The organism is Cellulomonas alba (genome assembly GCF_030362835.1).
In the GTDB taxonomy this organism is placed as follows: Bacteria; Actinomycetota; Actinomycetes; order Actinomycetales; family Cellulomonadaceae; genus Cellulomonas; species Cellulomonas alba.
In genome coordinates this window covers 1,047,176-1,065,585 of the sequence record NZ_JAUCGQ010000001.1, presented here as the reverse complement: position 1 = coordinate 1,065,585, position 18,410 = coordinate 1,047,176, and the positions used below count along the sequence as shown (strand labels likewise).

Sequence of the window (18,410 nt, the reverse complement as noted above, 5' to 3'; positions counted from 1 at the left end):
CCACCTGCACCGACCCGCCCTCATCGCCGGCCCGCGGCCGGCTCGAGCCCGCGACCCCACGCCACGGTCTGCGCCGCGATGCGTTCCCACGGCGTCGGGTCCACGCCGAGCACCCGCTGCGACCCGGTCGAGTCGACGACGAACGGCGCGTCGAACTGGAAGGTCATGCGGCGCACCTCGCGCACCGGTCCCGACGCCAGCCCGATCGCGGCGAGGACCGCCGTCGGCACCGGCGCGATCGTCGGCACGTCGACGCCCGCGGCGTCGGCCAGCCGGGTGGCCAGCTCGCGGAACGTCAGCGGCCCACCGGTCGGCGCGATCCACGGCGAGCCCCACGCCTGGGCCGTCCGGCCCGCGGCCGCCAGCGCGGCGGCGAAGTCGGGCAGGTACGTCCACGAGTGCGGCACGTCGGGGTCGCCGATCGGCCGCAGCGGGCGTCCCTGCAGCAGTGGCCGGACCAGGCGCTCACCGGCGTGTGCGGGACCGACGGCGCCGGGGCCGACGTAGTCGGAGCCGCGGACCTCGGTGACGCGGACCCGACCCGCGCGGTGGCGGCGCAGCGCCTCGTCCCAGACGGCGGCACGCACCGCGCCCTTGCGCTCGGCCGGTGCGGTCGGCGTCGACTCCGTCATCGGCCCGTCGGGGCGGCCGTACGCGTACAGGTTGCCCGCGGCGACCAGCACCGCGCCGGTCGCCTCCGCGGCGTCGAGTGCCGCCGCGTTCAGCGCCGGCCACAGGGCCGGCCACCGGTCGTAGCGCGGGCTCGCGCAGTTGTAGACGACCTCGGCGCCGCGAACGGCAGCGGTCAGCGCCACCGGGTCTGACGCGTCGACCGCGGTGTGGGCGACGCCGCCCGGCGGGACGTCGCGCATGCCGGCCGGCGCGCCGGAGCGGGAGACGACGAGCACGTCCTGCCCGTGATCGGACAGGTGGTGGGCCAGCGCGGTGCCCAGCGGCCCCTTGCCCAGGACGACGTGACGTGGCATCGGAGTGCTCCTTCGGGTCGACGAGAGAGCGGTGCTCTCGAAAGAGAACGATGCTCGCGACCGCCCCGACGTGTCAAGAGCACCGCTCACATTGCGGATCGGTGCTCGCATGGACGACGATGCACCCGTGACCGCAGCCCCCGTCCCCCCATCTGCCGGCTCGGCCCGCGAGCGGGCGCGCGCGACCTTCACGGCCGACCTGCTCGCGGCAGCCCGCCGCCAGGTCGCCGAGGTGGGCGCTGCTCAGCTGTCGCTCCGCGGCGTGGCGCGCGAGCTCGGCGTCGCGTCGTCGGCGGTGTACCGGTATGTCGACTCGCGCGACGCGCTGCTCACGCTGCTGCTGATCGAGGCGTTCGACGACGGGGGTGCCGCGTGCGAGACGGCGTTCGCGCGGGCGCGCGCCGCGGGGGCGTCCGCGGGGGAGACGTGGATCGCCGTCGCCCGCGCCTTCCGCGCGTGGGCCACCGAGCACCGCCACGCGTACGAGCTCGCCTACGGCACGCCGGTGCCGGGGTACGTCGCGCCGCAGGACACCGTCAGCCACGCGACGCGCGTGTGGGGTGTGCTCGGCCGGGTGATCGTCGCCGCGGCGGCGGACGGGGACCTCGCGCCGCTCGTCCCCCCGGCCGACGTGCGCGGGCTCGTCTCGCCCGCGGTCCTCGAGTTCGCGGGGTCGCTGGCCGACGACGGCCGGGCAGCCCCGGGCACGGACGCCGAGGAGGGCGTCGTGCGGTCGGTCGTGCTCTTCGACGCGCTCGTCGGCGCCGTGTCGACCGAGCTGTTCGGGCACCTGCACGGCGTCACCACCGACGCGGACCGCCTCTTCGACGTCACGATCGCCGCGGCGGCGACCGGCGTGGGGCTGGTCCTCCGCCCGGCCGCCTGAGCCTGGCGCCGCGATAGCATGGGCGCGGCCGTGACTGGCGACTCGAGGTGGAACAGACCACCAGGGAGCGGCCGAGAAGCAGACCGTGCACCGTCCGCCTGGGTGCTGGGTCGACGCAGGACCTGGTCCCGCACCTGACCCGACGCACGCACCCCTGGAAGGACGCCATGTCCCACGACCTGTCCCCGCTCCCCGCCGTCGCCGACCCGGGCGCCCCCGAGACCCGCCGCGCCGTCCGCCGCGCGCTCGTCAGCGTCTACGACAAGACCGGCCTCGCCGAGCTCGCCACCGCGCTGCACGCCGCGGGCGTCGAGCTCGTCTCGACCGGCTCGACCGCCAAGACGATCGCCGCGGCGGGTGTGCCCGTGACGCCGGTCGAGCAGCTCACCGGCTTCCCCGAGTGCCTCGACGGCCGCGTCAAGACGCTGCACCCGCGGGTGCACGCCGGGCTGCTCGCCGACACGCGCCGCGAGGACCACGTCCAGCAGCTCGCGGACCTCGACATCGCGCCGTTCGAGCTCGTCGTCGTCAACCTGTACCCGTTCACCGCGACGGTCGCGTCCGGTGCTGCGCCGGACGAGTGCGTCGAGCAGATCGACATCGGCGGCCCGTCGATGGTGCGCGCCGCGGCCAAGAACCACCCGAGCGTCGCGGTCGTGGTCGACCCCGCACGGTACGACGAGGTCGTCGCGGCGGTCGGCGAGGGCGGGTTCACGCTCACGCAGCGCCGTCGCCTCGCGGCCGACGCGTTCGCGCACACCGCGGCGTACGACGTCGCGGTGGCGAGCTGGTTCTCGTCCGTCTACGCGCCGGACGAGACGGCCGCCGAGTCGGGCTTCCCGGCCTTCACCGGCGCCACGTGGCAGCGCGGCGCGGCCCTGCGGTACGGCGAGAACCCGCACCAGCCGGCGGCGCTCTACCTCACGGTCGACGGCGCCGCGGGCCGCGGCCTCGCCGGGGCGCAACAGCTGCACGGCAAGGAGATGAGCTACAACAACTACGTCGACGCGGACGCCGCGTGGCGCGCGGCGCACGACCACCAGGGCCGGCCGACCGTCGCGATCATCAAGCACGCCAACCCGTGCGGCATCGCGGTCGCCGACGACGTCGCGCAGGCGCACGCCAAGGCGCACGCGTGCGACCCGGTCTCGGCGTTCGGCGGCGTCATCGCGTCCAACGTGGCGATCACGGCCGCGGCCGCCGCGCAGATCGCGGAGGTGTTCACCGAGGTTGTCGTCGCGCCGGAGTTCGAGGCCGAGGCGCTCGAGATCCTCACCCGCAAGAAGAACGTGCGCCTGCTGGTCGCCGCGCCGGTCGAGGGCGCCGCACTCGAGCAGCGCGCGGTCTCGGGCGGGCTGCTCGTGCAGCGCACGGACCTCGTCGACGCCCCCGGCGACGACGTCACGACGTGGACGCTGGCGACGGGCGAGGCCGTCGACGACGCGACCCTGGCCGACCTCGTGTTCGCGTGGCGCGCGGTGCGGGCCGTGAAGTCGAACGCGATCCTGCTCGCGCACGACGGTGCGTCCGTCGGCGTCGGCATGGGCCAGGTCAACCGCGTGGACTCGTGCCGCCTCGCGGTCGAGCGCGCGAACGCGGACGGCGCGGACCGGGCGCGCGGGTCGGTCGCGGCGTCCGACGCGTTCTTCCCGTTCGGTGACGGGCCGGCGGTGCTGATCGAGGCCGGCGTGCGCGCCATCGTCCAGCCGGGCGGTTCGGTGCGGGACGACGAGACGATCGCCGCGTGCGCCGCGGCGGGTGTCGCGCTCTACCTGACGGGTACCCGCCACTTCGCGCACTGAGCCACCGACACGACCGTCGGCCGCCGTCGCCCCGTGCGCCGGCGGCCGACGTGCGTCTGGCGGCCCACGCGCGCGTCAGGCCAGCACCGCGTCGCGCAAGCCGCGGGCAAGGTCGGCGGCCGCGGCACGGTCGAGGCGCGGCAGCGTGGCGCCGGCGAACAGCCGGCGCGCGGACCCGACGTCGCGGGGCCGGTCGACCGTGAGCACGGCCTCGAGCTCGTCCGACCCGGGCCGGAACCAGAGCGCGCCCCAGCCCTCGTCGCCGCGCGGGTCGCCGCGGAGGGCGACGTCCGAGCCGGCGCCCGGCAGGCCGAACAGCGCCAGCTCGTGCCCGAGCTGCGTCGAGAACACGTACGGCGCGACGTCTGCGGAGGCGTCGTCGTCGGGCAGCCCCAGCAGGTCGGCGACGAGCTGCGACGGCCCGCGCAGCGCGCCGTCCCAGTGCCCGCCGGGGACCCAGCCGTGGCGGCGCGACCGGCGCAGGGCGACGTCGCCCGCGGCCCGCACCGCGCGGGGCGCGCCGATGACGCCGTAGCCCTCGTCGACGCGCAGCGAGCCGTCGGGCTCGCGGGGGAGCGCGTCCCCGAGCCACGCGGTCGCGGGCCGCGCGCCGACGGCGACCAGCACCGCGTCCGCGGCGAGCCGCGTGCCGTCCGCCAGCGTGACGCCGTCGGCCCGGACCTCGCCCGCGCGCGTCCCGGTCAGCAGCCGCACCCCGGCAGCGTCGTACCAACCACGGGTCAGCGCACCGACCGCGCCGAGCGCGCCGGCGAGCGGCCCGTCGAGCGCCTCGAGCACCGTGACGTCCACGCCTGCGGCCGCGGCGACGCCGGCGACCTCGGCACCGATCCAGCCGGCGCCCACGATCACGAGCCGAGCTCCCGGCACGAGCCGCTCGCGCAGCAGCGCGGCATCCGCCGCCGTGTGCAGCGTCAGCGCGCCGTCCCAGCCGGCGGGCCGCACGGCCCGCGCGCCGGTGGCGATCACCACCGCGTCGGCGGTGCGCTCCCCGGTGTCGGTCGCGACGCGCGCCGCCTCGCCGTCGACCGCGAGCCCGCGTGCCGGCTCGTCGAGCGCGACCTCGTCCGCGAGCGCGAGCAGGTCCGCGCCGACCTCGTCAGCGAGCCACGTGGGCGTCCGCCGGTCGAGCAGGTGCTTCGACAGCGGTGGCCGGTCGTACGGCGCGATCCCCTCGGCACCCAGCACGCTGACGCGCCCGCCGAACCCGCGCTCGCGCAGCGCGGCGACGGTCTGCGTCGCCGCGAGGCCCGCACCCACCACCAGGACGTCGCGGACGGGGCGCGGGTCGGTCACCCGCGCAACGGTAGTCTGCGGCGTCATGGCACATCCGCGGACGGGCGGCACTCCCGTCCCTCCCGAGCAGCGCGCGCTCGACCCCCGGGCGATCGCGCGCGCGTCGCTGCACGCGTCGCGGAACGCCTCGCTGTGGTGGACGAGCGCCGGCGTGGTCGTGTCGATGGTGGTCGCGCTCGTGGCGGGCACGCAGGTCGGTGCCTGGACGCTCGCGGCGCTCGCGGCGGCGTGCGCCGTGGTCCGCGCGGCGCTCCCCTCGCCCGGGCCGGTCGCCATCGCGGCGCGGGCCAAGCCGCTGGACGTCGCGGTGCTCACCTTCTTCGCGCTCGCGCTCGCGGCGCTGGGCGCGATCCTGCCGACCGCCTGACGCCGCGCGGTCGGGCGGGCCGGCGCGCGAGCGCCGAGGAGCCCCCGCGTCAGCGCACCGACCGGAAGAACGCCCGCAGCTCGTCGACCAGCAGGTCTGGCGCCTCCCACGCGGCGAAGTGGCCGCCGCGGTCGAGCTCGGTCCAGCGCGTGATCCGGTGCTCGCGCGAGACCACCAGGCGGACCGACGGGTCCGTCGGGAACAGCGCGACGCCGGTCGGCACGTCGCTCCGCGGCAGCGCGACCGCGGGCGCGACGCGGTTCTCGAGGTAGAGGTTCGCCGACGTGGCGGCGGTCCCCGTGGCCCACACCAACGTCGCGAGGTCGAGCAGCGCGTCGGGGTCGACGCCGCCGAGCGGGTCGGGGTGAGCGGGGTCGGTCCAGTCGTGGACCTTGTCGAGCACCCACGCGAGCTGGCCGACCGGGGAGTCCGCCAGCGCTGCGCCGATGGTGTGCGGCCGGGTGGCGTGGACCGCGGCGTACCCGCCGTCGACCGCGGCGCGGGACCGGCCCCACGCGACGCGGTCGCGCTCGGACCCGGTCAGCGCCCGCTCGTCCTGGTCGGTGAGCGCAGGCAGGTCGAGCGACGCGTGCACGTGCACGCCGACCACGCGGTCGGGCGCGACGCGGCCCACGAGCGGGGAGACGACCGAGCCGGTGTCGCCGCCGGCGGCGCCGAACCGCTCGTAGCCGAGCCGTGCCATGACGACGACCCACGCCCGCGCGATCCGGACGTGGTCCCAGCCGGGACCCGCGAGCGGCGCCGAGAAGCCGGCGCCCGGCAGTGACGGCGCCACGACGTGGAACGCGTCCGACGCCCGGCCGCCGTGCGCGACCGGGTCGGTCAGCGGTCCGAGCAGGTCGAGCACGTCGAGCGTCGACCCCGGCCAGCCGTGCGTCAGCAGCAGCGGGAGCGCGTCCGGCTCGTGCGATCGCGCGTGGAGCGCGTGCACGCGCTGGCCGTCGACCAGGGTGACGACCTGCGGGACCGCGTCGAGGCGACGCTCGACCGCCCGCCACGAGTACGTCGTGGCCCAGCGCTCGACGAGCGGCCGCAGCGCGGCGACCGGCGTGCCGCGCGTCCACCCCGTGCCCGGCACCTCCCGGGGCCACCTGGTCCGACGCAGCCGGTCGCGCAGCTCCTCGAGCAGCGTGCCCGGCAGGTGCGCCACCACCGGAAGGACGCCGCCGGCGGGCGGAGACAGCTCGGGCGCGACGGCCACGCTCGGCGGCGCGGCGACGTCGTCCGTCCACCTCGCGGCCATGACGCCTCCGTGCCCGTCCCGGACCTTGCGTCGCGGACGCCCGGCCGTCCGCGTCCCCACCAGTGTCGCCGGGCCCACCGACAGTCCCACCGACGGCCCCACCGACGACGCAGGGGCGCCCGGCCGATGCCGGACGCCCCTGCGGGTGCGCGGAGCGGAGGCGACGCCTCAGCGCTCGTCGACCACCACCACGTCCTCGTCCGTGACGTAGAGGTCGTCCTCCTCGAGCAGGTTGTCCTCCACGGGCTCGGCGGCGAACGCGCGGTACACGAGGCCCGCGATCGCGCCACCGACCAGCGGCGCGACCCAGAACAGCCACAGCTGCTTGAGCGCCCACGTGTTCGCGAAGATCGCGGTGGCGGTCGAGCGCGCCGGGTTCAGCGACGCGTTCGTCACGGGGATCGCGACGAGGATCAAGATCGCGAGCGCGAGGCCGATGGCGACCGGCGCCTGGCCCTTCGACGCGCGACGGTCGGTGACGCCGAGGATCACGCCGACGAAGATCGCGGTCACGACGACCTCGACGAGCAGCGCGGTCACGAGCGGGAACGACGTCGCGCCGGACGACGCCGTGTGCAGTGGCGAGTGCGGGCCGAAGCCGTTCGAGACGCCGTCGAAGAAGTCGCGCGCGGTGTCGCCCTCCTTCTGCGAGATCAGCGGGGGCAGCGTCTTCGGGATCGCGACGAACAGCACGGCCGCGCCGACCGCGCCGCCGATCACCTGGGCGAGCCAGTAGGGGAGCACGTCGCGCCACGGCGTGCGGCCACCGAGCGCCGCGCCCAGCGTCACCGCCGGGTTGAAGTGGCCGCCCGACACGTGGCCCACCGCGGCGATGCCGGCGAGCACGGCGAGACCGAACGCGAGGCCGACCGCGAGCGTGCCGCCGCCGAGCGAGCCGACGCTGGCGTACAGCGCGACGCCGACACCCGCGAGGACCAGGAAGAACGCACCGAACGCCTCGGCGCCGAGCCGCGCGATCAGGCTGGGGGTCGCGACGACGCCCGTGCCGGCCGGGACGTAGTAGGCGTCGGCCTCGTCGTCCTGGGGGGCGAAGTAGTCGCCGATGCTCGGCTCGCCCGCCGGCGGCGCGAACGCCGGGGCGTCGGTGGGCGCGGTCGGCTCGGCGGGCGCCGCCGCGACCGGCTCGGCTGCGACCGGCTCCGCCGCGGGCTCCGCGGCGGCCTGCGCGACCGGCTCGGCCGGGGTCGTGTCGGGCTCGACGGCGTCGTCGGGCCCGGTGGGCTGGGGGGTGTCGTGCGACATGGCGATCCTGTCGTGTGTCGTGTGAGAGCGGCCCGGGCATGTGCTGACCGGCCTCGGGCGGCCCGTGTCCCCGCCAGCATGCCAGTCCGCGCCCCGCGGGGCACGAGACTCCGGCTGTGCAGGTGCTGGACCCGGCCGGCCCGAGACGCAGGTCGCACGCCTGGTCACGGCCAAAGTCTCTCGACGTCGAGTAATCTTGGGCCATCCCCCGGCTGCAAGGCCCCACCACAGGAGAAGCCCGCATGGCGAAGATCAAGGTCGTCGGCCCGGTCGTCGAGATCGACGGCGACGAGATGACGCGCATCATCTGGCAGTTCATCAAGGACCGCCTGATCCACCCGTACCTCGACGTCGACCTGCGGTACTACGACCTGTCGATCGAGAACCGCGACGCGACCGACGACCAGGTGACGATCGACGCGGCGCACGCGATCAAGGAGCACGGCGTCGGCGTCAAGTGCGCCACGATCACGCCCGACGAGGCCCGCGTCGAGGAGTTCGGCCTCAAGAAGATGTGGAAGTCGCCGAACGGCACGATCCGCAACATCCTCGGCGGCGTCGTCTTCCGTGAGCCCATCGTCATCTCCAACATCCCGCGTCTCGTGCCGGGCTGGAACAAGCCGATCGTCATCGGCCGCCACGCGTTCGGCGACCAGTACCGCGCCACCGACTTCGTCGTGCCGGGTGCGGGCACACTGACCCTGACGTTCACGCCCGCGGACGGCTCCGAGCCGATCCAGCAGGAGGTCGTCACGTACCCCGAGGGCGGCGGCGTCGCGATGGGGATGTACAACTTCGACGAGTCGATCCGCGACTTCGCGCGCGCGTCGTTCGCGTACGGCCTGGACCGCGGCTTCCCGGTGTACCTGTCGACCAAGAACACGATCCTCAAGGCCTACGACGGCCGCTTCAAGGACCTCTTCCAGGAGGTCTTCGACGCCGAGTACGCCGACGCCTTCACGGCCGCGGGCCTCACCTACGAGCACCGCCTGATCGACGACATGGTCGCCTCGGCACTCAAGTGGGAGGGCGGCTACGTCTGGGCGTGCAAGAACTACGACGGTGACGTGCAGTCGGACACCGTCGCGCAGGGCTTCGGCTCGCTCGGACTCATGACCTCGGTGCTCGTGACGCCGGACGGCAAGACCGTCGAGGCCGAGGCGGCGCACGGCACGGTCACGCGCCACTACCGCCAGCACCAGGCCGGCAAGCCGACGTCGACGAACCCGATCGCGTCGATCTTCGCGTGGACGGGCGGCCTCAAGCACCGCGGCAAGCTCGACTCGACCCCCGAGGTCGTCGAGTTCGCCGAGACGCTCGAGCGCGTCGTCATCGAGACCGTCGAGAGCGGCAAGATGACGAAGGACCTCGCGCTCCTCGTCGGCCCGGAGCAGGCGTGGCTGACGACCGAGCAGTTCCTCGGCGCGCTCGACGAGAACCTGGCGGCCGCGCTCGCCTGAGCCCGCGCGACGAACGGCGTCCGTCCCCTCCGGGGCGGGCGCCGTTCCGCGTCCTGGGACCTGCTCGCCCGGGGCGTCAGTCCCCGAGGCCGAAGAACCGCATGACGGCGTCGTAGTCGAACGGGATCTGGTGCGTGACGTCCGCCAGGCTGTTCGCCTCGACCGCGGGCCGGTCTCCCGACGAGCCGTAGCGCGTCCGCGTCGTCCCCGCGGTCGGGGTGTCGTGGCGCACGGGCGTCGCGCTGACGCCGAGCACGTCCGTCCACTGCTTCACGGCCTCGCGCAGGTTCGGGTAGCCGAGCACCGGGTCGGCCGTGCCGTGCCAGAGCTGGACGCGCGGCCGGTGCCCGTGGTAGCCGGGGTAGGCGGCGCGCGCCTCGTCGCCCCACGCCTTCGCGCTGCGCGTGAGCTCGCCGAGCGAGCACGGCACGGAGTAGTCCGCGCTGCCGTTCGGCCCGGGCGGGGGCGCGTCCGTCGCGAAGCAGCCCGCGGGGACGCCCGCGAACGCCGATCCCGCGGCGAACAGGTCGGGGTAGTCGGCGAGCAGCACCTCGGTCGTCATCGCGCCCGACGAGTAGCCGGTGACGAACACCCGGTGCGGGTCCGTCGAGTAGTGCGCGAGCACCCAGCGGACCATGTTCGCGATGCTCGTCGGGTCGCTCCCGCCGTCGTGGCGCAGCGCTGCCGACGACGACACGTCGAAGCAGCGTCCGGGCCGGTCCGCGTCCGGGTAGACGACGAGGAAGCCGTGCTGCTCCGCGAGCATCGAGTACTCGGTGACGTCGTGGAAGTGCTGCGCGTTGTCGGTGCAGCCGTGGATCGCCACGAGCACCGGCGCGTGCTTCGGCAGGTGCTCGGGGACGTCGAGGTACATGCCGATGCCGCCGGGGTTCGGGCCGAAGTCGCGGACCACGTCGAACGCCCCCGGGGCCAGGGCGGCGGACGGCGAGCGGACCGGCGAGGCGCCGGGGGCCGGCGAGCCGGTGGCGGACGGCTGGGCGGCGGCCCGCGGCTCGGCGGTCGTCGGCGCGGTGGTGGACGTGCCGGGGTCCGACGCCGACGACGTCGACGTGCACCCGGCCAGCAACCCGGGCGCGACGAGCAGGAGCGCCGCGGCGGCGAGCACCCGGACAGGTCTGTGCAACGGACGGCCCCCTCGACGTCGTGGCCACTCGGCCGGGCCCCATCGTGGCCCGCGCGCCAGCCTGCCACAAGGCGCTGACCAGCAGCGTCGCGCGTCCACGCGCCTCGTCGAGCGCGTCGCCGTCGGGGTCGCCGCGCGGAGAGGGTGCGGGGCCGGTCCCGCCGCGCCTCGCGGCGCGCGCCCGACCGCCGCGCGGCGCCCGCCCCGGAGGGGGCGGACGCCGCGCGGCTTCCCGGGGTCGTGCACGCGGCCCGCCTCTCCCCGTGGCGCGTCGCGTCCCGGGGTCAGGCGACGGCGCAGGCCGTCCCGTTGAGGGCGAACGACGCCGGGCGCGTGTTCGTGCCGGAGTACGACGCGTTGAACCCGATCGCCTGGCTCGCTCCCGGCGCGATCGTCGCGTTCCACGCCGCGTTGGTGAGCGTGACCGCGCCACCCGACTGGCTCGCCGTCGAGCTCCACGCCTGCGTGACGGTCTGGCCCGAGGGGAACGTGAACGTCAGCCGCCAGCCGTTGACGGTCTGCGACGACGTGTTGGCGATCGTCAGGTTCGCGGTGAAGCCCGTGTTCCACTGGTTCACCTGGTAGGTGACCGTGCACGCGGCGCCCGAGGCGGGCGGGGTCGTGACGGGAGGTGTCGTCACGGGCAGGGTCGTGACCGGCGGGGTCGTCACGGGTGGTGTGGTGACGGGCGGCGTGGTGACCGGCGGTGTCGGCCGCTGGTCGAGCCCGAAGAACCGCAGCGTCGCGGCGGCGTCGATCGCGATGTTGTGCGTGACCCCCTGCTCGCTGTTCGCCTCGACGGGCGCCTGGCCGCCCGTGGCGCCGTAGCGCGTCCGTGTGATCCCGCCCGAGAGCTGCTCGGTCGACGCCGGCGTCTGGCCGACGCCCAGCACGTTGGTCCACTGCTTGACCGCCTCGCCGAGGTTGACGTAGCTCAGCGTCGTGTCGGCCGTCCCGTGCCACAGCTGGACGCGCGGCCGCGTGCCCGACCAACCGGGGTACGCGGCGCGTGCGAGGTCGCCCCACTGCTGCGCGGTCCGTGTGAGCGTGCCGCCCGAGCACGAGCTGTTCCAGCCGGCCTGGCCCGTCGAACCCGGCGCGGCGCCGCCCGTCGAGAAGCACGTCGCGGGCACGCCGGCGTAGGCCGAGCCCGCGGCGAAGAGGTCGGGGTAGTCGGCGAGGAGCAGCTCGGTCATCATCGCGCCGGACGAGAGGCCCGTGACGAACACGCGGCTCCGGTCGGTCGAGTAGTGCTGCTGCACGTACCGGACCATGTTCGCGATGCTCGTCGGGTCGCTGCCGCCGTCGTGCGTCATGGCGGGGGTCGACGAGACGTCGAAGCACTGGCCGGGCCGGCTCGCGTCGGGGTACACGACGATGTAGCCGTACTGGTTCGCGAGCGTCGCGTACGGCGTGTTCTGGTAGAACGCCTGGGCGGTGCCGGTGCAGTAGTGGATCGCCACGAGCACGGGTGCGTTCGCCGGCACGTTGTCCGGCACGTAGAGGTACATGCCGATGCCGCCGGGGTTGGCGCCGAAGCTCGTGACCTGCGTGAGCGAGGCGGCCTGCGCGGGCGCCGCGCCCAGCACCGCGGCGGCGAGTCCGGCGAGCCCCGCGGCGAGCGCCGCACCGGCGGCGACCACGCGGCGGCGGAGGGATGGCGTGGTCATCGGGGGCCCTTCGTCGGCGTCGGTGGACCGGCGCGAGGACCGGTGCGCCGAGCCTGACGACGCGGCCGAGGGGCGGCAATCGGTTGTCCCTCGCGCAAAAGGATTCGCCGCGACCCGGAACTTTCGCCTGGGCGGCGCGGCGAGCGGCCCCCCGCGCCGCGGGTCGGCGGCGAACGCTGCCGGCTACCGGTCGAGCCCGAAGAAGTGGACGGCAGCCGCGGCGTCGACGTGGATGTCGTGCGTGACGCCGTCCTCGCTGTTCGCCTCGACCGTCGCCTGGTCGCCCGTCGTGCCGTAGCGCGTGCGGGTGCGGCCGGGTGCGGGCGTGTCGGTGCTCGCGGGCGTCGCGGCGACGCCGAGGACGTCGGTCCACTGCGCGACCGCCGCCCCGAGGTTCGCGTACGCGAGGGTGGTGTCGGCGGTGCCGTGCCACAGCTGGACGCGCGGCCGCTTGCCGGACCAGCCGGGGTAGGCGGCGCGCACGACGTCGCCCCACTGGCTCGCCGTCCGCGTCAGCTCGCCGGCCGCGCAGCGGGGGGAGTAGTCCGCGGACCGCAGGTCGAGCGGAGGGGGCTGGTCGGACGCGAAGCAGCCGGCCGGCACGCCGGCGAACGCGGCGCCCGCCGCGAACACGTCGGGGTAGTCGGCGAGCAGCACCTCGGTCTCCATCGCGCCCGACGAGAGACCGGTGACGAACACGCGCGCGGGGTCGCTCCCGTAGTGCGCGTGGACCCAGCGGACCATGTGCGCGATGCTCGTCGGGTCGCTGCCGCCCTCGTGCAGCATCGCCGGGGGCGACGAGACGTCGAAGCAGTGCCCCGGTCGCGTCGCCGAGGGGTACACGACGACGAAGCGGTAGCGGTCGGCGAGGTCCGCGAAGTCCGTCCGGCTCGCGAACGCCTGCGCCGAGCCGCCGCAGTAGTGGATCGCGACGAGCACCGCGGGGTGCGCCTGCAGGCCGGCCGGGACGTGGACGTACATCTCGATGCCCGGCGAGGCGGCGTCGAAGTCGGTGACCTGCTCGAGCGGCACGACGCGATCCGGCGAGTGCCGGAGGAGCCCGGCGCCGACGACGATCCCCGCCACCGCCACGAGCGCCGCGAGCCCGGCGACCCACCATCGGCGGCGGGCGGACGTCGTCATCGGCGCTCCTGAGGTCAGGCGACCCGCGCGGGCTGCGGGTCGATCAGGCAGAGTCTGGCGACGTCGGAGCGGACCGGGCAACGGCGATCGCGTGGCGCGCCCGCAAGGGACCGTGTGCTCCCGCGGCGGCGGCACCCGCGGAGTAGGTTGCCGGTAGCCCAGCCGGTCGATCGAAGGAGCTCCCGTGCCCGCAGCCTCGCCCGTCCACGTGACCGTCACCGGCGCCGCCGGCCAGATCGGCTACGCGCTGCTGTTCCGCATCGCGTCGGGACAGCTGCTCGGACCGGACACGCCCGTGCGACTGCACCTGCTCGAGGTGCCGCAGGCGGTCAAGGCGGCCGAGGGCGTCGCGCTCGAGCTCGACGACTGCGCGTTCCCGCTGCTCGCGGGCATCGACATCCACGACGACGCGACCGAGGCGTTCGCCGGCACGAACGTGGCCCTGCTGGTCGGCGCGCGTCCGCGCACCGCAGGCATGGAGCGCGGCGACCTGCTGAGCGCCAACGGCGGCATCTTCGGCCCGCAGGGCGCGGCGATCAACGCGGGCGCTGCCCAGGACGTGCGGGTGCTCGTCGTCGGCAACCCCGCCAACACGAACGCGTTCATCGCGGCCGCGGCGGCACCCGACGTGCCGAAGGACCGGTTCACGGCGATGACGCGCCTCGACCACAACCGCGCCGTCGGGCAGCTCGCCGCCCGGACCGGCGCGCCGGTCACGGACATCGCGCGCGTGACGATCTGGGGCAACCACTCGGCGACGCAGTACCCCGACCTGCTCCACGCGACGGTCGGCGGCCGGCCCGCGCTCGAGGTCGTGGGCGACGACGCGTGGGTGCGCGACACCTTCATCCCGACGGTTGCCAAGCGCGGTGCGCAGATCATCGAGGCCCGCGGCGCGTCGTCGGCGGCGTCGGCCGCGAACGCGGCGATCGACCACGTCCGCACGTGGGTCGACGGCACGCCGGCAGGGGACTGGACCTCGGCCGGCGTCGTCTCCGACGGGTCGTACGGCGTGCCCGAGGGCCTCGTGTCGTCGTTCCCGGTGACCTCCGACGGCGGGGCGTGGCAGATCGTCCAGGGCCTCGAGCTCGACGGGTTCTCGCGCGGGCGGATCGACGCCTCGGTGGAGGAGCTGGTCGACGAGCGCGAGGCGGTGCGCGCGCTCGGGCTGGCCTGACGGCGACCTCGGCACGGGTCGGCCCGCGGTGCGCGTCGCGATCCGGGTCCGGCCCGGTGCGTCGCGCACCCGCGTGGGCGGGAGCCACGGCGACCGGTTGGTCGTCGCCGTGAGCGCGCGGGCGGTCGACGGCGCGGCGACCGAGGCGGCGCTCGCCGCGCTCGCGGACGCGCTCGGCGTGCGGCGCCGGCACGTGACGCTCGTCAGCGGCGCGACGTCGCGGGACAAGCTCGTCGAGATCGACGACGACGCGGCGCAGGGTGCGGCGGAGCGAGTCGAGGAGCTCCGCTCGGGACGCTGACCCGTCGGCGGGTGCGCCGCCCCGGGCCGGTGGCGCGGGCCGTCCCGCCTCCAGCGCTCAGGCAGTGACGGAGCTGGCGCGGACCGGCCCAGCCGCTGACCGGCGGGTCAGCCGAGCGGCGTGAAGGACGTGCTGCACGACCAGTGCGTGCTGCCCTTCACCGCCGTGACCGTGACGGGCACCTTCCGCCCGTACGTGGCGGACGCGACGCGGTACGTCGTCGTCGCCTTGCCGGCCGAGGTCGCGGTCGCCGTCTTCTTCGTGCTCGTCGACTTGTAGTGCGCGACCGTCGTGACCTTGGCACCCTTCGCCAGCTTCGTGACCACCACCTGCGTCGTGCCGTAGTGGTGCGGGTGGGCCACCGTCATGTGGGCCGCGCAGGCGCGCGTCGCGCTCGCCTGCGCCGGTGCGGACACGACGACGGGGGCCAGGACGAGCGCGAGCCCGGCGAGGGCTGCGGCGATGCGACGCGCGGTCACGGAGTCCTCCTCGGAGCGGGGCTGCGCCGACCGTAACGAGCGCCCGGCCTCGCGCGCGTCCTCCGTACGGGTGCCTCGCGGCAGCCCGTCAGCGGAAGACGATCGTGCGCCGGCCGTCCAGGAGCACGCGGTGCTCCGCGTGCCACCGCACGGCCCGCGCCAGGGCGCGCCGCTCGACGTCCTGGCCCAGCGCCACGAGGTCCTCGACGCCGCGCGTGTGGTCCACGCGCTCGACGTCCTGCTCGATGATCGGGCCCTCGTCGAGGTCGCCCGTCACGTAGTGCGCGGTCGCGCCGATCAGCTTGACGCCCCGGTCGTGCGCCTGCGCGTACGGGCGGGCGCCCTTGAACGACGGCAGGAACGAGTGGTGGATGTTGATGACGCGGCCGGCGAGCTCGCGGCACAGGTCGTCGGACAGGATCTGCATGTACCGCGCGAGCACCACGAGCTCGACGTCGAGCTCGGCCACCAGCTCGAGGAGGCGCGCCTCGGCGGCGGCCTTCGTCGTCGACGTGACCGGCACGTGGTGGAACGGGATGCCGTAGAACTGCGCGAGCGGCTCGAGCGCGGTGTGGTTCGAGACGACGGCGACGATGTCGATCGGCAGGTTCTCGGAGCGCTGGCGGAACGCGAGGTCGTTGAGGCAGTGCGCCGCGGTGGAGCCCATGACGAGGGTCCGGACCGGGCGGCCCGCCACGTCGAGCGACCAGTCCATGTCGAACCGCCCGGCGAGCTCGCCGAGCGCGCCCTCGAGCACCTCGCGCGACGCGGCGGCGGTGACCTGCACGCGCATGAAGAACAGGCCGGAGAGCTCGTCCCCGAACTGCTGCGACTCGGTGATGTTCCCGCCGTGGTCGGCGAGCAGCCCCGCGACGGCGGCGACGATGCCGGGCCGGTCGGGGCACGAGAGGGTCAGGACCCAGTGGGTGACGGCTTCCGAGTCGTGGGACACGAAGCCCGAGAGTAGTGCGCCCGCAGCGACGGCTGAGACGATGGGCGCATGCCGCAGGACGACCTCGACATCCGACCTGTCCCCCTCGACGCCGCAGGCGAGCTGCTCACGCTGCGCCGTGCCGCGTTCGTCACGGAGGCCCAGCAGTACGGCGACCCGAACATCCCGCCGCTCACGCAGACGCTCGGCGAGCTGAAGGCCGACCTGCGGGCGGACGGCGTGATCACGCTCGGCGCCTGGGCGGGCCACCGGCTCGTGGGGTCGATCCGCGTGCTCGTCGAAGGGACCAAGGCGACGCTCGGCCGGTTCGCGGTCGCGCCGGACCTCCAGGGCCGCGGCGTCGGCACGGCGCTGCTCGCGGCGATCCTGCCCTACCTGCCCGACGGCATCGAGGAGGTCTGGGTGTTCACCGGGCGCGACTCGCTGCAGAACCTCAGCTTCTACGCCAAGCACGGCTACGAGCACCAGCACGACCAGCACGCCGGCGACCTCACGTACGCGTACCTGCGCAAGCTGCTCGGCCCCGACGTCGCCGACGACCTGGCGGGCGTGGACGAGGCCGACGAGCGCGCCGGTGCCGACGGCTGACCCAGCGGAGCGACCCGCCTTCCTGTCGGGGCGCCCGCCGGGGCCCGTCGCCGTTCCGCGCGCCGTCCGGGCGCTCGTCGGCGCGGCGCCGGACGTCGTCTGGCGCAACGAGCTCGGCGGCCTGACGTTCCGGCTGTCCGACTCCTACCTCAAGTGGGCCCCGGCGCGCAGCGGTCTCGACCTCGACGCGGAGGCCCGGCGGCTCGCGTGGGCGGGCCGGTGGACGCCGGTTCCCGCGCTCCTCGACCAGGGCTCCGACGACGAGGGCGCCTGGATCGTCACGCGCGCCCTCGCCGGGAGGTCCGCGGTCGACGAGCGGTGGCTCGCCGAGCCCCGCACCGCAGCGCGGGCGATCGGCGCGGGTCTGCGCGCGATGCACGACGCGCTCCCGGCCGACGGCTGCCCGTTCGACTGGGGCGTCGGCGCGCGGGTCGAGGCGGCGCGTCAGCGCACGGCCGAGCGACGGGCGTCCGGCCGGCTCGACGCGGCTCTGGAGGCCGAGCTCGACCGGCGCGAGGCGGCGCTCGACGCGCTCCCCGCGGCGCCGCCCGTCGACCTGCTCGTGGTCTGCCACGGCGACGCGTGCGCGCCGAACACGCTGCTGGACGACGAGGGCCGGTGGAGCGGGCACGTCGACCTGGGCGCGCTGGGCGTCGCGGACCGGTGGGCGGACCTCGCCGTCGCGGCGCGGAACACCGTGTGGAACTACGGGCCGGGGTACGAGGACGCGGTGGTCGAGGCGTACGGCGTCGAGCCCGACGACGAGCGGGCCGCGTTCTACCGGCACCTCTGGGACATCACCTGAACGGCGGCCGCGAACGGCGCGGTCGCCGGACGTGCGACAGGGTGGGCCGACCGGTGACGGTCGACCCACCCTGCGGGCGACGTCAGGCGCGGCGCGCGGCCTCGCTGGCGCGGTAGTACTCGGACGACGCGGGCCGCCACAGGAGCACGAGGATCACGACGGCGAGCGCCAGGGACACGATCGACAGCCCGACGGACGCGCCGGCGCTGCGCGGGAGCATCGACAGGGTCGACGCCACGTTAAGGCCGCCCAGCACGGTGGCGACGATGCGGGCCCACGGCCGCCCGGCACCGTTCTTCACCGCCATCCAGATCCACAGGCCGACGCCGACCAGCGCGCTGACGGTCGCGATCGCCAGCGTGACGTTGACGAGCGCGTCGAGGTCGCTCGCGCTCAGCGTCGTGCTCGTGCTGGCGCTCGCGACCTTGTCGCGGATCTGGCTCTTGCTCGCCCACGCGATGACGACCCCGACGACGCTGAGCGCCGCGCCGACGTACATCAGCTGGACGGCGCGCGTGATGGTGGCCGGCCGCTCGGGCGCCGGGACCGGCTGGGCCTGCGCGACGTACTGGGGTGCGCTGGGCGGTGCGCCGTACTGCGGGGCAGCCGGCGGGCCGCCGTACTGCGGGGCCGAAGGCGGGCCGGCGTACTGCGGCGCGGCGGGCGCCGCGGGCGGCTGGGCGGTCGGGTCCTGCTCGGTCATCCGGGTCTCCTTGCTGGGTGCTGGCTGTGGACCGGTCGCCCGGGACGCTATCGGCTACCGGCGCGGGGAGGGGTGACTTCCACGGACCGGATGTCGCGGCTCGCGT

18 protein-coding genes and 1 riboswitch are annotated in these 18,410 nt (G+C 75.4%); of the genes, 8 read left to right on the top strand and 10 right to left on the bottom strand.

The window, feature by feature from the left end; genetic code table 11:
• Positions 1 to 20: 20 nt before the first annotated feature.
• On the bottom strand, positions 21 to 986 hold the full coding sequence (locus QRT04_RS04730) for an NAD-dependent epimerase/dehydratase family protein (RefSeq protein WP_289453882.1): 966 nt from the start codon (positions 984 to 986) through the stop codon (positions 21 to 23).
• Between the two features lie 127 nt (positions 987 to 1,113).
• Between QRT04_RS04730 and QRT04_RS04725 the strand changes: the two genes are divergently transcribed.
• Positions 1,114 to 1,872, top strand: coding sequence for a TetR/AcrR family transcriptional regulator (locus tag QRT04_RS04725; RefSeq protein WP_289453881.1), 759 nt, complete (start codon positions 1,114 to 1,116; stop codon positions 1,870 to 1,872).
• Between the two features lie 20 nt (positions 1,873 to 1,892).
• Positions 1,893 to 1,983, top strand: a riboswitch (ZMP/ZTP riboswitch).
• Positions 1,984 to 2,039: 56 nt separating this feature from the next.
• Positions 2,040 to 3,674, top strand: a complete 1,635-nt coding sequence (gene purH, locus QRT04_RS04720; protein ID WP_289453879.1) for a bifunctional phosphoribosylaminoimidazolecarboxamide formyltransferase/IMP cyclohydrolase — start codon at positions 2,040 to 2,042, stop codon at positions 3,672 to 3,674.
• A 75-nt stretch (positions 3,675 to 3,749) separates the two neighbouring features.
• Here purH and QRT04_RS04715 read toward each other — a convergent pair whose 3' ends face one another.
• Positions 3,750 to 4,988 (bottom strand): NAD(P)/FAD-dependent oxidoreductase, encoded by a 1,239-nt coding sequence (locus QRT04_RS04715; RefSeq protein ID WP_289453878.1) that lies wholly within the window; start codon positions 4,986 to 4,988, stop codon positions 3,750 to 3,752.
• 25 nt (positions 4,989 to 5,013) lie between these two features.
• Between QRT04_RS04715 and QRT04_RS04710 the strand changes: the two genes are divergently transcribed.
• On the top strand, positions 5,014 to 5,355 hold the full coding sequence (locus QRT04_RS04710) for a DUF3017 domain-containing protein (RefSeq protein WP_289453877.1): 342 nt from the start codon (positions 5,014 to 5,016) through the stop codon (positions 5,353 to 5,355).
• Between the two features lie 49 nt (positions 5,356 to 5,404).
• On the opposite strand, the gene QRT04_RS04705 is transcribed toward QRT04_RS04710, so the two are convergent.
• Both QRT04_RS04705 and QRT04_RS04700 read right to left on the bottom strand, forming a co-directional pair.
• Positions 5,405 to 6,619 carry an epoxide hydrolase family protein gene (locus QRT04_RS04705; protein ID WP_289453875.1) on the bottom strand — a complete coding sequence of 405 codons (1,215 nt, stop codon included), beginning with the start codon at positions 6,617 to 6,619 and terminating at the stop codon, positions 5,405 to 5,407.
• Positions 6,620 to 6,787: 168 nt separating this feature from the next.
• Positions 6,788 to 7,882, bottom strand: coding sequence for an MIP family channel protein (locus tag QRT04_RS04700; RefSeq protein ID WP_289453874.1), 1,095 nt, complete (start codon positions 7,880 to 7,882; stop codon positions 6,788 to 6,790).
• 242 nt (positions 7,883 to 8,124) lie between these two features.
• Between QRT04_RS04700 and QRT04_RS04695 the strand changes: the two genes are divergently transcribed.
• A complete protein-coding gene (locus QRT04_RS04695) occupies positions 8,125 to 9,342 on the top strand; it encodes an NADP-dependent isocitrate dehydrogenase (RefSeq protein WP_289453873.1) in 1,218 nt (405 codons plus the stop codon).
• Positions 9,343 to 9,418: 76 nt separating this feature from the next.
• Here the strand turns inward: QRT04_RS04695 and QRT04_RS04690 are convergent, their stop codons facing one another.
• The 3 genes from QRT04_RS04690 to QRT04_RS04680 form a co-directional block, all read right to left on the bottom strand.
• Complete coding sequence (locus QRT04_RS04690) at positions 9,419 to 10,486, bottom strand: extracellular catalytic domain type 1 short-chain-length polyhydroxyalkanoate depolymerase (protein WP_289453872.1); 1,068 nt, start codon at positions 10,484 to 10,486, stop codon at positions 9,419 to 9,421.
• Positions 10,487 to 10,770: 284 nt separating this feature from the next.
• Positions 10,771 to 12,156 carry an extracellular catalytic domain type 1 short-chain-length polyhydroxyalkanoate depolymerase gene (locus QRT04_RS04685; protein ID WP_289453871.1) on the bottom strand — a complete coding sequence of 462 codons (1,386 nt, stop codon included), beginning with the start codon at positions 12,154 to 12,156 and terminating at the stop codon, positions 10,771 to 10,773.
• A gap of 183 nt (positions 12,157 to 12,339) precedes the next feature.
• Positions 12,340 to 13,299, bottom strand: a complete 960-nt coding sequence (locus QRT04_RS04680; protein ID WP_289453870.1) for an extracellular catalytic domain type 1 short-chain-length polyhydroxyalkanoate depolymerase — start codon at positions 13,297 to 13,299, stop codon at positions 12,340 to 12,342.
• A gap of 184 nt (positions 13,300 to 13,483) precedes the next feature.
• Here QRT04_RS04680 and QRT04_RS04675 point away from each other — a divergent pair, with 184 nt between their 5' ends.
• Positions 13,484 to 14,476: a malate dehydrogenase gene (locus QRT04_RS04675; protein ID WP_289453869.1), complete on the top strand. Its 993-nt coding sequence runs from the start codon at positions 13,484 to 13,486 to the stop codon at positions 14,474 to 14,476.
• Between the two features lie 28 nt (positions 14,477 to 14,504).
• Positions 14,505 to 14,777, top strand: a complete 273-nt coding sequence (locus QRT04_RS04670; protein WP_289453867.1) for a DUF167 domain-containing protein — start codon at positions 14,505 to 14,507, stop codon at positions 14,775 to 14,777.
• A gap of 107 nt (positions 14,778 to 14,884) precedes the next feature.
• Here QRT04_RS04670 and QRT04_RS04665 read toward each other — a convergent pair whose 3' ends face one another.
• Together QRT04_RS04665 and purU are read right to left on the bottom strand one after the other, a co-directional pair.
• Positions 14,885 to 15,256, bottom strand: coding sequence for a hypothetical protein (locus QRT04_RS04665; protein WP_289453865.1), 372 nt, complete (start codon positions 15,254 to 15,256; stop codon positions 14,885 to 14,887).
• Between the two features lie 88 nt (positions 15,257 to 15,344).
• Positions 15,345 to 16,208: a formyltetrahydrofolate deformylase gene (purU, locus tag QRT04_RS04660; RefSeq protein ID WP_289453864.1), complete on the bottom strand. Its 864-nt coding sequence runs from the start codon at positions 16,206 to 16,208 to the stop codon at positions 15,345 to 15,347.
• Positions 16,209 to 16,256: 48 nt separating this feature from the next.
• On the opposite strand from purU, the gene QRT04_RS04655 reads away from it, so the two are divergent.
• Positions 16,257 to 16,796, top strand: a complete 540-nt coding sequence (locus QRT04_RS04655; RefSeq protein ID WP_289453863.1) for a GNAT family N-acetyltransferase — start codon at positions 16,257 to 16,259, stop codon at positions 16,794 to 16,796.
• Positions 16,783 to 17,601: an aminoglycoside 3'-phosphotransferase gene (locus QRT04_RS04650; RefSeq protein WP_289453861.1), complete on the top strand. Its 819-nt coding sequence runs from the start codon at positions 16,783 to 16,785 to the stop codon at positions 17,599 to 17,601. Before QRT04_RS04655 ends, QRT04_RS04650 begins: the two co-directional genes overlap by 14 nt.
• Before the next feature lie 82 nt (positions 17,602 to 17,683).
• On the opposite strand, the gene QRT04_RS04645 is transcribed toward QRT04_RS04650, so the two are convergent.
• Positions 17,684 to 18,304: a hypothetical protein gene (locus QRT04_RS04645; protein ID WP_289453860.1), complete on the bottom strand. Its 621-nt coding sequence runs from the start codon at positions 18,302 to 18,304 to the stop codon at positions 17,684 to 17,686.
• Positions 18,305 to 18,410: the final 106 nt, after the last annotated feature.